Origin of the sequence: Streptacidiphilus sp. EB129 (genome assembly GCF_041262645.1) — a bacterium.
Lineage (GTDB): Bacteria > Actinomycetota > Actinomycetes > Streptomycetales > Streptomycetaceae > Streptacidiphilus.
The window spans coordinates 217,495-232,781 of record NZ_JBGCCS010000004.1; the positions used below are offsets into that span (position 1 = coordinate 217,495).

General features: G+C 69.9%; 14 protein-coding genes and 1 tRNA gene. 5 read left to right on the plus strand and 10 right to left on the minus strand.

Features of this window, described 5'->3' with window-relative positions; translation table 11 throughout:
* Positions 1–58: 58 nt before the first annotated feature.
* Positions 59–865: a single-stranded DNA-binding protein gene (locus tag ABH925_RS07200; protein ID WP_370146206.1), complete on the minus strand. Its 807-nt coding sequence runs from the start codon at positions 863–865 to the stop codon at positions 59–61.
* A gap of 451 nt (positions 866–1,316) precedes the next feature.
* On the opposite strand from ABH925_RS07200, the gene ABH925_RS07205 reads away from it, so the two are divergent.
* A tRNA-Arg gene (locus ABH925_RS07205) sits at positions 1,317–1,392 on the plus strand.
* A 268-nt stretch (positions 1,393–1,660) separates the two neighbouring features.
* Here the strand turns inward: ABH925_RS07205 and ABH925_RS07210 are convergent.
* The 7 genes from ABH925_RS07210 to ABH925_RS07240 all read right to left on the minus strand — a co-directional run bounded on the left by ABH925_RS07210 (position 1,661) and on the right by ABH925_RS07240 (position 8,180).
* Positions 1,661–2,227 carry a PIN domain-containing protein gene (locus ABH925_RS07210; RefSeq protein WP_370146208.1) on the minus strand — a complete coding sequence of 189 codons (567 nt, stop codon included), beginning with the start codon at positions 2,225–2,227 and terminating at the stop codon, positions 1,661–1,663.
* Between the two features lies 1 nt (position 2,228).
* Positions 2,229–2,693 carry a helix-turn-helix domain-containing protein gene (locus tag ABH925_RS07215; RefSeq protein WP_370146209.1) on the minus strand — a complete coding sequence of 155 codons (465 nt, stop codon included), beginning with the start codon at positions 2,691–2,693 and terminating at the stop codon, positions 2,229–2,231.
* 208 nt (positions 2,694–2,901) lie between these two features.
* Positions 2,902–3,786, minus strand: coding sequence for an STM4011 family radical SAM protein (locus ABH925_RS07220; protein ID WP_370146210.1), 885 nt, complete (start codon positions 3,784–3,786; stop codon positions 2,902–2,904).
* Between the two features lie 11 nt (positions 3,787–3,797).
* On the minus strand, positions 3,798–5,153 hold the full coding sequence (locus tag ABH925_RS07225) for an STM4012 family radical SAM protein (protein ID WP_370146213.1): 1,356 nt from the start codon (positions 5,151–5,153) through the stop codon (positions 3,798–3,800).
* A complete protein-coding gene (locus tag ABH925_RS07230) occupies positions 5,150–6,022 on the minus strand; it encodes an STM4013/SEN3800 family hydrolase (RefSeq protein ID WP_370146375.1) in 873 nt (290 codons plus the stop codon). Before ABH925_RS07230 ends, ABH925_RS07225 begins: the two co-directional genes overlap by 4 nt.
* Before the next feature lie 23 nt (positions 6,023–6,045).
* Positions 6,046–7,230 (minus strand): STM4014 family protein, encoded by a 1,185-nt coding sequence (locus tag ABH925_RS07235; RefSeq protein WP_370146214.1) that lies wholly within the window; start codon positions 7,228–7,230, stop codon positions 6,046–6,048.
* A gap of 5 nt (positions 7,231–7,235) precedes the next feature.
* Positions 7,236–8,180 carry an STM4015 family protein gene (locus ABH925_RS07240; protein WP_370146215.1) on the minus strand — a complete coding sequence of 315 codons (945 nt, stop codon included), beginning with the start codon at positions 8,178–8,180 and terminating at the stop codon, positions 7,236–7,238.
* Positions 8,181–8,347: 167 nt separating this feature from the next.
* Here ABH925_RS07240 and ABH925_RS07245 point away from each other — a divergent pair, with 167 nt between their 5' ends.
* Positions 8,348–8,674, plus strand: a complete 327-nt coding sequence (locus tag ABH925_RS07245; protein ID WP_370146216.1) for a hypothetical protein — start codon at positions 8,348–8,350, stop codon at positions 8,672–8,674.
* 30 nt (positions 8,675–8,704) lie between these two features.
* On the plus strand, positions 8,705–9,859 hold the full coding sequence (locus ABH925_RS07250) for a DUF6745 domain-containing protein (protein WP_370146217.1): 1,155 nt from the start codon (positions 8,705–8,707) through the stop codon (positions 9,857–9,859).
* 20 nt (positions 9,860–9,879) lie between these two features.
* Here ABH925_RS07250 and ABH925_RS07255 read toward each other — a convergent pair whose 3' ends face one another.
* Positions 9,880–10,599: a response regulator transcription factor gene (locus tag ABH925_RS07255; RefSeq protein ID WP_370146218.1), complete on the minus strand. Its 720-nt coding sequence runs from the start codon at positions 10,597–10,599 to the stop codon at positions 9,880–9,882.
* 219 nt (positions 10,600–10,818) lie between these two features.
* Positions 10,819–12,540: an NAD(P)/FAD-dependent oxidoreductase gene (locus ABH925_RS07260; protein WP_370146219.1), complete on the minus strand. Its 1,722-nt coding sequence runs from the start codon at positions 12,538–12,540 to the stop codon at positions 10,819–10,821.
* A gap of 259 nt (positions 12,541–12,799) precedes the next feature.
* Here ABH925_RS07260 and aepX point away from each other — a divergent pair, with 259 nt between their 5' ends.
* Together aepX and ABH925_RS07270 are read left to right on the plus strand one after the other, a co-directional pair.
* Entirely contained in the window at positions 12,800–13,870 is a 1,071-nt protein-coding gene (aepX, locus tag ABH925_RS07265) for a phosphoenolpyruvate mutase (protein WP_370146221.1), read from the plus strand.
* Positions 13,871–13,872: 2 nt separating this feature from the next.
* A complete protein-coding gene (locus ABH925_RS07270; protein ID WP_370146224.1) occupies positions 13,873–15,207 on the plus strand; it encodes an LLM class flavin-dependent oxidoreductase in 1,335 nt (444 codons plus the stop codon).
* Positions 15,208–15,287 lie beyond the last annotated feature (80 nt).

Consider the following 15,287-nt stretch of genomic DNA (forward strand, 5'->3'; position numbering starts at 1 on the left):
TTGTGCCGCACCCGGCGCGGCGTCCCGAACCGCGGTGAGGCCGCTCCGCCCTTCGGAGTCAGGGCACCAGCTCCGGGCTCGTCCGCGCTCCGGCCGGGGCGCGGACGTACTGAGGATCGTCCGGAGAGTCGGGCCGAGCAGCGGTGCGAGCACCGACACCAGCACTGACACCGGCACCGGCACCAGCACCGACCGGCAGATCGATCCGTGGAGCGACCCGCGCCGGAGTCCCGTCGCGCTCCGGGGCCCCGGAGCCGCCCGTGACCGGAGCGCCGGGGCCCGGTCCGTTCGCGGCTCCCGGCCCGGTGGCCCCGCCCGGGCCGTTCGTCCGGCCCGACTCACCGGAACCGCCGGGGCTGCCTGGTCCGGCCGGTCCGCCGGCTCCGCCCGACCCGTCCGGCCTGACCTGTCCGTGTGCCACGTTCATGGTGTTCCCCGGGTCCGCCGCACCCGCCTCGTCGCGCGCCCTCGGCACTCGCGCGGTCAGCTCCGGGCGGCCGCGGACCGCCCGGCGGAACGCCGACGTCCCACGGGAGAGGTCGTGACCGACCGCCGCGGCCTCGATCTCGGCGGACACCCCGACCGGCTTGTCCGGCCCGTTGTCCCATTCACGCACCCGCATCCGGCCGGTGATCAGCAGCGGATCCCCCCGGCTGATCGAGCTCAGCACGTTCTCCGCCAGCCAGCGCCAGCACCAGATGGTGAAGGTGCTGGTGTCGCCGTCCACCCAGCCCTGCCGCTGCCGGTCGTAGCGTCGGTCGGTCGCCGCGAGCCGGAAGCTCGCCACGGGAACCCCGCCCACCGTGGTGGTGTACCGCACCTCGGAGGCCACTTGACCGACCAGAGTCACCATCGTGCCGTTCATCGCGTCGTCCCCATTCCCACTCGCGCCCGAATCACCTTCGGGTGCCGCCGGTGTCTGGAATGAGCCTGCACGACGGTGACCACGCACAGCGGCATCAATGCCTCAGCTGTGGACAACCCGGCCCATGGGGACAACCTCGCCACTCGATCGGGTGGAATCGCGCCGCAGCAAGCGTCCCCCGTTCCGGTCACGACGATTTCCGGTAGCGGCGGGTCCGCATCCGGGCGCGTCCATAACGGCTGAGGCAACATCGCAGTAACGACTGAACAACAGCCAGCCCTCCGGGCACGCGCACCGCTGCGCCCACGGACCCTACCTGCGATTATCAGACCGCCCGCCGGGGGAACCCAGACCGATCCCACCCCGACCGGAACATCCGGTACAGCGCCTGGCCACGCTTATCCTGTCCCACGACAGGAACCAGCTCCGGCACAGCAAGGCACCCTGTCCCGCCCCCGTAGCTCAGTGGATAGAGCAGGTGCCTTCTAAGCACTTGGCCGCAGGTTCGAGTCCTGCCGGGGGCACCAAGCACCACATGAAGAGTACTTGCATGTACATGGCGAATGCCAGGTCCTGGTAGGACAACCCTCCGCCCACGTTTTTGTGCCAGCCGTACAAGGTTGGGGCTCGCGGACGCAGCGGCCAGCTTGACGATGGGCGCGAGAGCTCGCGGAAGTCCACCGGGCCAGCCTCGGCCGGCTGCCCAGGCTGGTGCCGCGCGGGTTACCGGCCTCGCCTGAGCACACGGAGAGGGCCCCACCTGCCTGATGGCGGATGGGGCCTCGATGTGTGGAGTCAGATGCTCTTGACAGGGCCGGCGCGGAGCATGCTCACGGATCCGATCAGCTGAGACCGCTCCAGTTGGTCCAGCACGTCGTCAAACGTGACTGGCTTCCGGCGCCGGCTGCTCACGATCTCCATGACGCAACCGTAGACAACACGGTCGTCTATGTCGATCAAGTCCATGACGAAGTCGTCCGCCGTCTTCCGCTCGATGTCCCAGTCGGCGAGGTAATCGGGCGGGAAGTGCTTGCTGTTGTCGGTGACGATCACCTGGGCGCCGACCTTGATCGCGGCTGCGAGAACATGCCGGTCGTTCAGGTCGGGGAGCTTGAGGCCCTCGATCAGCGGTTCGTAGTTGGTGACCAGGCAGTCCCGCACGGCCGCGTTCATGCGGCGGCGGAGTTCCCCGCGCTTCTCGTCGTCACCGACGTTGTTGCGGCGGAGCGCGGCTTCCCCCTCGTCGAGGATCTGCTCAGTCCACTTGGCTTGGACTATGCCGTGTCGTGCCAGGCGGATGAGCAGATCCCGCACGGTGTTCGGGTAGAGCACATTCGAGTCGTACAGGACGATGAACGCCATGTCAGAGCAGCCCCAGCTCCTCGTCGAGGGCGGTGAGCGAGTCAGCTGTGTCCTTGCGCTCGCGGTCGTCCCTGCGCTTGTAGTCCATGACGTCGTTGAATTTGATGCGACGATGCCGCCCGACACGCTCGAACGGGATCTCGCCCCTCTCCAGGAGTCCGATCAGGTAAGGCCGGGAGACGTTGAGCATCTCGGCGGCGACCTGGGTGGACACGATGGCGTTGACGGGGATGACCTGCACGCCTTGCCCGTTTGCGATGGCGGCTAGCATCGCGGCGAACATCTCGACGGTGGGCCGGGGCAGGACAAGGGGGTCCTCGGAGCCGACTTCGCCGAGGATCGTGATGTCGGCGGTGGTGTCGGTGTTGTGCGCGAGGTAGTCGCGGATCCTACGCAGCGCTCGTTCGACGCTTTGCGCGTCAACTGTGCCTGGCGCGATCTTCCGGCCTTCCGTGGCTGTTGCCATGGTTGAACCTCCTTGTTCCCCATTGTAGTCGCAGTATCCGAAGCAAACGAAATATTCGCAATGCCTTCCCGGGGAACGATTCGAGGAACCGCTTCGGAACTGTCGCTTCACCTGAACGGCGGAGACGGCTCCAGCACAGACCACGCAGAAGCCTCGCCCTGCTCCTGGCGCGGCAACCGTTCCGCACAGCGTGTCGCTTGCGCTGTGCTCAGGTGGTGCGGTTCTCCCGTGGCAGGACCGGAACGGTCGGACGGCCCGCGGGGATGCGCTCCAGCACCCCGCCCGCGAAGACGTCGTACAGCGGCAGGGACTCCAGATGGACGTAGCCGATGTGGCAGTCGCACACGGCGAGGGGGCAGGTTCGGGGGCGTAGCGCTGCCCGATAGCTGCCGTCGTAGAGGCTGCCGATCGAGTCCTTGACGAAGTGGCAGCGGCGGACCGTCCCCTCGCCGTCAACGGAGATCACGGATTCGCCGGTGCGGCAGGGCTGTCCAGCGCTGGTGTGCGGATGGCGGCTGTACGCGAACAGCGGGTCCAGCTCGGTCCAGGTGGCGGCTTCGGGGTCGGTGTAGCTGCGGCCCTCCTGCGCGTTGATCCACAAGTAGACGTGCTCGGGCAGGCTCGCGCGCATTCGGCGGGCGGCTTCGAGGTGCGCGGGGTCGCCGACGACGCCGACGCTGTAGCGGACCGCTCGTGCGTCCAGTTCACGGCACTTGGCCAGGAACCGCTGGTGGCTGACCTGGCCGGGGTGGTAGGTGGCCCACAGGGCGAGGGTCCGCGGGTCGGCGTCCTCGACCCAGTCGGTGCGGTGGCTCAGATTGGTCTGGATGGCCACCCGCCTGACGTGCGGCAGTGTGCTGAGCTCTGCGAGGGTCCGCCGGTACCAGGACCGGACCAGGCCCTCGCCCCAGGGAGTGAAGAGCAGCGAGAGCCGGTCGCCGCCCTGGCCTGCGACCCAGTTGGCGAAGCGGGCCAGAGCATCACGGTCGGCGGTGAGCTGTTCCCTGCTGTCGCGGCGCTTGGCGAAGGGGCAGTAGGGGCAGTCGTAGTCACAGGAGGCGAGTGGGCCCCGGTAGAGGATGGTCAGCTCCATGGCGTCCGACCTCACTTGGCCTGGTAGGAGGCCATGGCAGCGTTCGCCCGCGCGGAGAACAGGGCGGGGCCCACCGCGTCGGAGTGGGCCAGCCCTTCGGGGGTGAGCCGTAGCCGGCCGCCGGCCGTGGCGCTGTCGTCGAGCCAGCCGCGCCCGTGTAGGCGATCCAGTTCTGCGGCGAAGTCGTCCTCGGCCAGTGTGCCGAAACGGTTGCGGTAGTCGGCGCTGTCCAGGCCCTCCGCCTGCAGCAGCGACTGGATGAGATGGCGGCGACGGGACTCCTGCGCGTCCATGGCCCAGCCGACTTCGGCCCGGTCGAAGTCCTCGGCGGGACGTGAGACGTAGTCGTCGATGATGCCGCGTATCTGCGTCATCGAGACCGCGTAGTCGAAGGAGTAGTGCAGCGCACCGGTGTAGGAGCGTGCGCCGCAGCCCAGGCCGATCATGCCGTCGGTCTGGCAGCAGTACTCGGTACCGCCCGCCTGCGGGGCGGCGGTCCGGCGGAACATGCGCATGGACACCTGCTCGTACCCTGCTGCGAGCAGGTGGTCGCGGCCGCTGCGGTAGAGCGCGAGCCGCTGGGAGTCCCAGGCCGCATCGTGGGTGAGGTCGCCATGATCGCGGCGGGCGAGGCCGGTCAGCGGGCGGACGTAGAGGGGGTAGAGGTAGAGCTCCTCGGGCTCCCAGGCCAGGGCGGCGTCGAGGGAGTGCAGCCAGCTCTCCTGGGTCTGCCCGTCGATGCCGTAGATCAGGTCCAGGTTGAGCACGGGTATCCGGGCAGCACGGACGCGGGCTATCGCCGTCTCGACATCCGACCGCTGCTGGGGGCGTACGGCGGCGCGTGCCTCCTGCTCGACGAAGCTCTGTACGCCCAGGCTCAGTCTGGTGGCGCCGCGTGCGGCCAGTACCGCGAGCCGGTCGGCGGTGGCGGTCGCCGGGGACGCCTCCACGGACAGCGGGATCGTCTGCAGATCGGTGCCCGTCCGGAGCTCGACGATGTCGCAGAGGCGCTCCAGTTCACGGGCGGTGAGGAAGGTGGGCGTGCCGCCGCCGAACGCCGCCTGTGCGAAGCGCGCCTCCGGGCCCAACGCGGCTGCCACGCGAACGGTCTGACGTTCCAGTGCGTCGAGGTACGCGGTGGTCATCCCGTCCGGTGCGCCGATGCGGGTGAAGAGGTTGCAGAAGCCGCAGCGAACCTCGCAGAAGGGGATGTGGGCGTACAGCGACAGGGCGTGTCTGGACTCCAGTGCCCACAGGTCTGCCAGAAGCGGACGGGGCTGGAGCGGGCGGTACGCCGTCTTGTGCGGGTAGGCGTAGACGTAGCTCTGGTAGGGCGACTCGGGAGCCAGGGTGGTGGTGGTACTCATGCGCGGCCTTCTGGGGTGGTCGGGGTTGCCTCGGCGGTGGGGCGCGGCTCGATGCCGGTTCGTGTATCGGCGGGCAACGTGAACTGCGTGTAAGGCACGGTCCAGACGACCTCGTGGCCGATGCGGTGCCCGGAGTACCCGTCCTCGCCGTAGGCGGTTCCGTGGTCCGAGCAGACGATGGCGAAGCAGGGACGTCTGCGCCTCATCGCGGCGAACAGGCGGGGCAGGTGTCGGTCGACGTACTCCAACGCGGCAGCGTGCGAGTCCCTGGTGTCACCGTGCTCGCGGGTCGCCCCCGGCAGGTGGAACCAGTTGGGCTGGTGCAGCGCCGAGACGTTCACGAAGAGGAACAGCGGCTGGTCAGCGGGCTGCTCGGCGGCCACCTTCTCGGCCGTGGCCACCTGGGACTCGAAGGAGGTGGACGAGGTCACCCCGAACTCCGGGGACCAGTGGCTTTCCTGGAACAGGCCGGGCAGCACGGATCCCAGCGGACCCTGTTTGTTGAAGAAGCCGACACCGCCGATGCACACGGTTCGGTAGCCGGCGCCGGCGAGCCCCGAGACCAGGTCCGGGGTGTCGTACACGAAGGTGGTCCCTGCAGTCGTCTCGCTGCCGGCGAAGCGGGCGGCGAACAGTCGGGGGTGCGGGCCGCAGGGGTCGGCGGGGGTGGGCAGGAATCCGGCCAGGATGGCCTGGTGCGCGGCGTAGGTGAAGCTGCCCGGGGAGTGTCGGCGCTCCCAGCTGCCTCCGGGGAGGACGGCACTCAGGTTCGGGAGCTTGCCTGCTGCGGCCAGTTCGACGGCGACGTCATGGCGGAGCGTGTCGAGCGTGACCAGCAGGATGTCATGGCTGCCCACGATCGTGCTCATGTCGGGCTGGGAGGGGTGGGTGTTCACGGGAGTGTTCCTTGGGTAGCGGCGGCTGCGCCGGTGGTGTTGAGAGCGGCGGTGACGAATGCCGAGTAGGTGTCCTGGCCCTCGGCGGCGCTGCCGGGCAGGCCGGGCAGGCGGGGCAGCAGGTCGCCGAAGGCGTTGACCTCGCCCACGGCGTGGCTTCTCCAGCCGATGGCGGGCAGCACGTCCACGCCGATGCTGAGACTGCGCGGGAAGCAGCCGGCTGCCTGCTCGGCGGTGTCGATCAGCCGTCTCCACCCGGGTCCCGCGATGTCGCGTACCAGGTCCAGATCGCCCCGCTGACCGCCGAGATGAAGGTTTGTCATGGGATGGCGACTGGTCCGCAGTACGGCGTGGGTCGCCCGTCCTGCGGTGACCAGCACCCGCAGGTCGGCGGGCCGGCCCTGCTGGGTGGCCTTCGGCAGCCAGCGCTCCACATGGAGCGGGTCGGCCGCGAGAGCGTCGAACAGCGCGCACAGATCGGACTCATCGGTGTAGCGGCGCACTCGAAGCGAGTTGAAGAGGCGCACCTGACCGTCCGCCGTGCGCACCAGTTCCGCGGATGTCGTGGCCGAGGCGCGTCCGAGCGGCCCGAGTACCAGAGCGGCCACCCCGGACCCGGAGGAGCCATGGGCGGGCTTGACGAACACCCGCCGCAGGCCGCTCGCCGCCAGTCGCGTCCGAAGGTCCTCCCAGCCCGCCACAGGTCGGGTCCCCTGGTCCAGAGCGGGTGGAACCGGTACCCCAGCCGTGTCGAGCAGGGTGTGGGCACGACGCTTGTCGAACATGGCCGCGATCTCGTCGACGTCCCCGAGTACGGTGCATCCCGGCGTGGCCGCCGCTGTCCCGGCGATCGAGCGCAGTGCGGCGGTGAACCCTCGGTACCAGGCCGCGCTTCCCTCGGCCCGCGCCGGGGCCCAGTCAGGGCCGAATGCCGAGCCGCGCAGCAACTGGTCCACCTCGTCGTCCTCGCCGGGCGAGTCGATCCGCAGCAGGGTGCCCTCGGCCAGGATGTACTCGCCGCACAGGACGTCGCGCCAGGCGACCACGACCGGCTCCGGGCAGCCCGCTGCACGGGCGGCCGCGCGAAACAGGGCCACCCGCCGACTGCCGGGGTTCCCGACCACGGTGAAGTGCGCGGGGCGCGCAGGACCTGAGGTCGCGTGAGGATGGGGCTGCCGCACGACGGCTACTCCGCGACCGCGACGTAGTGCCACAGCCGGCCGCCGGAGTCTTCCGCCTTCTCCTGCTCGCTGAGGTCGAGTTCGACGCCGGCAGGTTCGAGGGTCTCGCGCAGCCGCTGCGCCATGGCGTCGGACAGGAAGTGGTGGTGCAGGTCCAACCTCTTCAGGTGGGTGAGCGGTTGGCCGGAGAGCAGGGCTTCAGCACCGGCGTCGGTGAGCACGCCCATCGAGAGGGCGAGCGACTCCAAGGTGGGGACGACGGGGGCATGGGCGATCGCCTCGGCGACGGCGTCCTCGATCTCACTGTCCTGCAGGCCCAGATGCCTGAGCGCGGGAAAGCGGGCGCCGGAGAGCAGTGGCGCGAGATCCGCCACCGTGGTGTCGCCCCCGTACTCCTCGGAGCCCAGCCACAGTTCCAGGCGTTCCAGAGCAGGGAGTTCGCTCTCTGCAATCCCCCGGACGACCGCTGCCGACATGCCGCCAGACTCCAGGCGCAGCGTGCGCAGCGAAGCATGGTGCACCGGCGTGAACTCCTGGTGGGCACCGCGGGCACCGAGTTCCTCCAGGGCCGGGTAGGCCTGGAGCAGCGGCGACAGATCGGTCTGCACGATCCAGGAGATCTCGTTCTCCTCCGACTCGATGTCGGCCAGGAAGAAGGCCTTGAGCGCGGGGAAGCGCGGAACGGCGTCGATCACGTACTGCAGCTCGTCGGAGGGGGCTTCGTCGTACATCTCCTCGTTCCAGGCGCCGATGATCAGCGCTGCCACCCGCGTGGTGTCGACGTCGTTGAGGAAACGCTGCCAGATCTCCCCGAACTCCTCGCTCTCGTTCCAGTCGATGCGCAGCCGCCAGGCGACGGCGTCGGCGGACGGAAGCTCGGCTTCCGCGCTGCGTGGCGGGAGGTCGAACACGGGGAGGCCGTGGAACTCGGTGAGGTGCTGCGCGGACATGTGCGGGGTCTCCTCGCGTGGCGCGGACAGTGGCCCTGTTCCTATCAGGTGCGGGTGACAACGCCGCCGCGGGGTGGCTGTGCCGGTCTGCTGTCAGTGGTGCCTCGTAGTGTCGGCGCTGTCGAACCGGCGGGTCATCAGCGGCCCGGCAAGGAAAGGGGAGCCCGGTGTTCAGGCAAGGGGACGTACTGCTTGTTCCGATCGCGGAGGAGTCCGTGCCGCCCTCGGTCCGGGCACTGCCGCAGCAGCCGAGGGACGGCAGGGGGCGACTGGTTCTGGCCCTTGGTGAAGTGACCGGCCATGCACACGCTGTGGTCGGACCCGGGACTCTGCTGCGTGAGTCCGACGAGTTCGGGCAGGCCTGGCTGCACCTGACCGAGGGCGGGCGGGTGGTTCACGAGGAGCATGCGGCCATCGCCCTCGCCAGAGGCTGGTACCGGGTCGTCAGACAACGTGAGTACACGCCGGGCAGCGTGCGCGTGGTCGCGGACTGAGGGGCGTTCCATATGAAGGGGATTCTCGATATGACGGTGCGACGGCAGGAGCGTCAGGCAGCCGAGTGGAGGGCCACGGCGCTCCGCACGGGACCGGCGGACAGGGCCGCCGCAGAGGAGGGGGTGCGGACTGCCTACCGCTCCGCCGGATTGGCCGAGCCCCTCAAGGTTGTCTGGTTCGACTCACCACTGCAGGCGACGGCTGCCGTCCTGCTCATTTCCGGTCGCGCCGATGTCGTGCGTGAGGCAACTGCGGCGCCTGAGTCGCGGAACGGCTTCGCCGATGCCGAGCGGATCCTTGCCGAGCACGGCGTCACCGTGCCGACAGCTGCGGTGGGTGTCGTCGGTCGCTCTGTCCGCGAGGCGTTGCGAACCGCCCCGTGGGAGGCGGCGCGTCGTCGGAGCCTGGCGGCTCTCGGGTCCGCCGGCTGGTCCGAGCACTGGGCGCGGACCGGCGTCGAACTCTGGTCTCGAGTCAACGGACTGACCCAGCGGATCCGCGATGCGGTGACCGACCGTCTGGTCGGTCCGGATGACCCCGCACGCCCCACCGACCCCGCCCGTTCTGCGGTCCGGCTGGCCCTGCTGGAGGCAGTTCTGGGGCAGCACGATGCCGCCTGGCTCGCTGCACTCGGGGACGCACCGGAGCTCGCGGGACAGGTGCAGGTGGCGGCTGCCGCGGGGTGGTGGTGGCCGTACGACGAGGTGGTGCTGATGGCGGAGCGCCCGACGGCGCTGCACCAGGACGAGGCCGGCCGTCTGCACCGCGCCGACGGACCCGCCCTCGGCTTCGCGGACGGGTTCGCCCTCCACGCCTGGCGCGGTATGCCCGTTCCCCACGACTTCTCGCAGTGCCTGGCCGACCTGACAGTTACGGACATACGGGTGGAGGGCAATGCTGAACTGCGTCGGGTGATGCTGGAGTTCTACGGCTACGACCGGTACCTCGCCGAATCCGACGCGCAACCCGTGCACAGGGACGAGACCGGGGTGCTGTGGCGCATCGACCTGGAGGGGGACGAGGCGGTGGTGATGGTCGAGGTGGTCAACTCGACCCCGGAGCCCGACGGCAGCGTCCGTGTCTACTGGCTGCGTGTGCCGCCGCGCACCCGGACCGCCCGCGAGGGTGTCGCCTGGACCTTCGGTCTCACCGCGGACAGCTACCAACCCCTCCGGCAGACCTGATCCATGGCCGGCGGGGGCGGTCAGGTCGGGGCGCCGACGAGGGCGTCGAGGTCGTCGCCGGCGCGGACCATGCCCTTCTCGTAGGCGTAGATGACCGCGTGGACGCGGTTGCGCAGGTCGAGTTTGTCGAGCATGTGCTGCACATGGGACTTGACGGTGCTCTCGCTGAGGAAGAGCGCCTCGGAGATCTCCGCGTTGCTGAAGCCGCGGGCGATGAACTGGAGCATGTCGCGTTCGCGCGGGGTGACGCCGTTGAGGGCGAGCTCCTCCTCGAAGGGTGCCCCGGTGGCGAGCGGGGCCGGGGCTGCGGCCTGACCGGCGGCCGGGGTGGAGCCGGGGGAGGAGGTGCCGGCGGCGGGCGAGGGCTCCGGGGTGAGCAGGCGGTAGCCGGCGGCCACCATGCGTACGGCGGCGACGATCTGGCCGGGGCTGGACTGGCCGGTGATCACCCCGTGCGCGCCGGCGGCCTGCCAGAGCGGGACCGACTCGTCCAGCTCGTGGACCAGTGCGACCAGACGTACCCCGCTGCCGCGGGGGTGGCGGGCCAGCCGACGGAAGGCCTGCAGGGCTGCGGCGGCGTCCGCCTCGGCGTGGGCGTCGGCCACCACGACCTGGGGCGACAGGCGGGCGACCGCGGCGTCTGCCTCGTGGAACTCGGTGACCTCACCGATGACCTGGAGATCCGGCTCGGCCTCCAGCAGCAGCCGCAACCCCATTCGGGACACGGTGTGCGAATCCATCAAGAGGATCGTTACTGCATCTCTTCCTGGCATGCGCAGCCCCGTTCTGCGACAGGCGTGCTCGAGTAAAGCACATCATACGATGAACTCTACGAGCGATGAATTCTGGCCGCAAGCTGCGGCCAGGAACCTGTGGCCGGGAACGGCGGCCGGAAGCCGTGCGGGGAGGGGTGGGTCGGGGCAGTCCCTCGCCTGCCTCGGCCCACCCCTGTCGGAGGGTCAGAAGATCTTGCCGCCGCGGATTCCCGCCTTCGCCACGTCCTTCAGGGTGCCGGTGAAGAGGTCGCGGATGTCGGGCGGGGCCTCGCGGCCGATCCAGCGGGCCATCCGGCGCAGCTTGGCCGGGTTGGGGTGCAGGAACGGCTGGTCGCGCTCCGCGAACCAGACGCCGTTGGGGACGAAGTCCGCGTCCCCGAGCTCCCGGTAGAGCTGGTCAGCCGCCGCCGAGCCGGAGACGTCGCCGCGTTCGTAGGCCTCGCACTGCTCCACCATGTGGTCGAACAGCTTGCGGTAGCCGTCGTGGTCCGGCCACCACAGGCCGGTGTTGGGGGCGGACTCCATGGCGCGGAACCAGGCGGAGTCGCCGGTCTGGCGGAACTTGCTGAGCGCCTTGCGGGCCCGGAACGTGCCCAGGACCGTGCCGTAGCTCCAGATCTTGAAGACCGTGCTCCACAACTCGTAGTTGTCGAAGGAGATGTAGGCGCTGTTGACCAGGTTGTCGTTGTAGTCGAGCAGGCCCTGCTCCAGCCGCTCCACGTACTCGAACCGCTCCACCGTGAAGTCGTCCAGCTTCAGTGCTTCCAGCAGCCGCCAGGAGAGGGCGTTGATCACCTCGGCGGTGTTGGACAGGCCGCGGGAGAACAGCGGGTCGATGAAGCCCGCAGCGTGTGACATCAGGCACCACCGGGCGCCGATCGACCCGCTGGAGGAGTACTGCAGCCGCTCCGTGGAGACCCACGGCCGTACCGCCTTCGCGCCGGCGAAGTTCCGCTCGACGGCGGGGAAGCGGGAGGCCAGCTCGGCGAACTCCTGCTCCGGCGTGAGCTCGCGGTTCTTCGGGTAGCGCCGCGGGTCCAGCGTGACGCCGACGCTGACCAGCGGGTTGCGCGAGGCGGGGTTGTTGTTGAAGGGGATCACCCAGAACCAGCCGCGGTCGAACAGGTGGTGCATGGTGCCGTCGTGCCAGAGCTGCGGGGGCCTGCCCGTGGTGTGGCCCAGTGCCTCGTCGGCGGTGCGCACGTCGATCAGGTGCGAGAAGATCGACCGGGAGTGGTGCTTGAACCGGCTGGGCTCCTCGCGCAGCTTTAGCTTGTCGGCCAGCGGCGAGCGGTAGCCGCTGGCGTCGACCAGGTAGCGGGCCCGGATGGTGCTGCCGTCCTGGCCGATCACGGCGACCTGGTGGTCGTCGATCTCGACGTCGACGATCCGGGTGTTGAGCCGGGGCTCGCAGCCGTAGTGGACGGCGGCGTTGAAGAGGTAGGAATCGGTGTCCTGGCGGAACAGGTGGCCGGTCTTGTTGATCACGCCGGGGGTGCTGAACTGGTTGGCCTCGTACGGGCTGGGCTCCTTGCCCTCCTCGTGGCGGATGAAGCCGAAGTGCTTCTTCCAGCCGAAGGAGGGGCCGATGTCCTTGGTGCAGCTGTCGTAGGAGGCGAGGGTGGCGACCTCGGGCACGCCGTACCGCTCGGCGATGGTGCGCAGGGACAGAAGTGTGTACGGGACCATCGACTCGCCGATGGCGAACCGCGGGTGCTGTCCGGCGTCCACGATGACCACGCGGGCCCCGTTGCGTGCCAGCACCGCGCCCAGGATCGAGCCGGCGATACCGGCTCCGAGGATCACCACGTCGTAGTCGGGCGTCGGCAGCAGCGCGGGGGTGGCCATCGGCCCGGTCTGTTCCGTGGGCGCTTTCTCTCTCTCGCCCGGTTCCTTCGCCAGCATGGCACTCTCCTTCTCGTCGCTGCCAGCTCGGCTGGGTCCGGCTCGCTGCCGTTCGACCATAGCCAGCGCCCGGCGGGCGGTCTGCGGCACGAAATGCTGAGCCGCACCGGTACTTTGTGCGGATTCTCGGGCCGGGGGTGCCGGTCCCGGCACGGCCCACCGTCCAGGCCCGGCACGGCACTTGCCCGACGTATTCACCGCACGTAGAATTCACCTCTGGTTGAATTAGTTGGCATCCGCCACCGTGGAAGGAGTCTCCGTGCACCCAGTCACCAGCGATGCGCGCCGGGCCCAGCTCAGGCGTCTGATCGCGACCGGAGAGTGCGTCCGGATCATGGAGGCCCACAACCCCGTGTCGGCGATCGTCGCGGAGCGGGCTGCTGCGGTGCCGGTACGGGGCGGCGGCGCTGGAGCTGGAGGAGTCGGGAGCGCGTTCGGGCGGGTCGGCGGGCAGGGGGTCGGCGGTGACCTCGGCCCGGTGGCGGGTCGGGGTGCGGGAGCCGTGCGGTTCGACGGCTTCTGGTCCAGCTCGCTCACCGACTCCACGCTGCACGGGCTGCCCGACATCGAGGTGCTGGACATCCGGAGCCGGCTGCGGAACATCGGCGACATCTTCGCCGTCACCAGCAAGCCGCTGATCATGGACGGCGACACCGGCGGGCATCCGGCCCACTTCGAGTACCACGTACGGGACATGGAGCGGGCCGGGGTCTCCGCGGTGATCATCGAGGACAAGACCGGGCTGAAGCGCAACTCGCTGCTCGGCTCCGAGGTGCTGCAGGTCTCGGCCGGGATCGAGGAGTTCTCGGACAAGATCCGGCGCGGCAAGGCGGCCCAGGCGACTCCGGACTTCATGGTCATCGCGCGGATCGAGAGTCTGATCCTCGACCTCGGCATGCGCGACGCGCTGAGGCGGGCCGACGCCTATGTGGCGGCCGGCGCCGACGGCATCATGATCCACAGCCGTCGGGAGTCGCCGAGCGAGGTGCTGGAGTTTGCCGCGGAGTTCCGCCGGTCGCACCCGGGGGTGGCCCTGGTGTCGGTGCCCACCACCTACAACGCGATCCACGCGGACGACCTGCGGCGGGCCGGCTTCAACGTCGTGATCTACGCCAACCACCTGCTCCGGGCCGCGCTCAAGGCGATGCAGGAGGTGTCCGAGGAGATCCTGCGCAACGGCCGGACCGCCGAGGTCGAGGACCGCTGCCTGGACCTGAAGCAGATCCTCGACCTGCCCGCCGGCGCCGGCCCGGACGCCGCGGCGGAGGCCGGGACCGAGGCGGAGGCCGGGGCGGGCGACCCTGCACCGCGGACCCTGGAAGCCGCCTGACCATGAGCGGACCGCGCCGCCTCGTGCTCGGGGCCTACCTCTCCTACGGGACCGGCCATCACGCCGCCGCCTGGCGCCATCCGGACGCCCCGGCCGACGGCGCCCAGCGGATCGACCACTACGTCGACCTCGCCCGTACCGCCGAGCGGGGACTGTTCGACTTCATGTTCCTCTCCGACACCCCGTCGGTCTTCAACGACGACCGGCACGGGTACGGCAGCCGGGTGGTGGTCTTCGAGCCGCTGACTCTGCTGTCCGCGCTCGCCATGACGACCACTCATCTCGGACTGGTGGCCACCGCGTCCACCACCTACAAGGAGCCCTACAACCTCGCCCGCGAGTTCGCCTCGCTGGACCTGCTCAGCGGTGGCCGGGCCGGATGGAACATGGTCACCTCCTCCAAGCGTGAGGCGGCGGCCAACTTCGGCCTGGACCGGCATCCGGACCACGCCGAACGCTACCTGCGGGCCTCGGAGTTCTTCGACGTCGTCACCGGGCTCTGGGACAGCTGGGACGACGACGCCTTCGTCCGGGACAAGCAGAGCGGCGTCTTCTACGACCCGGGCCGCCGGCACCCGGTGGCCCACCACGGGCGGTACTTCAACGTCGGCGGCGAGCTGAACATCTCCCGGCCGGTGCAGGGGCGGCCGGTCATCGTGCAGGCCGGATCGTCGGACGACGGGCGGGAGCTGGCGGCCCGGACCGCCGAGGTCGTGTTCACCGCGGCCCCGGACCCGGACAGTGCCCGGGAGTTCGCCCTCGACCTGCGGAAGCGGCTGGCCCACTACGGCCGGCCGCCCGAGTCCCTGCTGGTCATGCCGGGGCTGTGCCCTTTCATCGGGCCGACCGACGAGGCCGCGCAGCAGGCCTTCGACCGGTTGCAGCAGCTGATCCACCCGCAGCTGGGGGTCTCCCTGCTCTCCGACCTGGTCGGCGGCTTCGACCTGTCCGGGTACGACGTGGACGGCCTGCTGCCCGAGCTGCCGCCGTCCAACGGCAACCGGAGCCGTCGCCGGCTGATCGAGACCCTGGCCGCGTCACAGCAGTTGACCATCCGTCAGCTCTACCAGCGGATGACGGTCGCGCGGGGCCATCTGGTGCTGGTCGGCTCCTACCGGCGGGTGGCAGAGACCATGGCGGAGTGGCTGCACTCCGGAGCGGCCGACGGCTTCGCGATCATGCCGCCCCATCTGCCCGGTGGGCTGGCCGAGTTCGTGGACCACGTGGTGCCCGAGCTGCAGGCACTGGGGGTGCACCAGACCGGATACCCGCCGGGCACGTTCCGCGACCGGCTCGGCCTGCCGCGCCCGCCGAGCAGGCACACCCGTACAGCGTGACCCGCACCGTGCTCCTCACCGCCTGACCCGCACCGCACCGCAGGACCGCACCGCGTGACCCGCACTGCACGACCAGCACC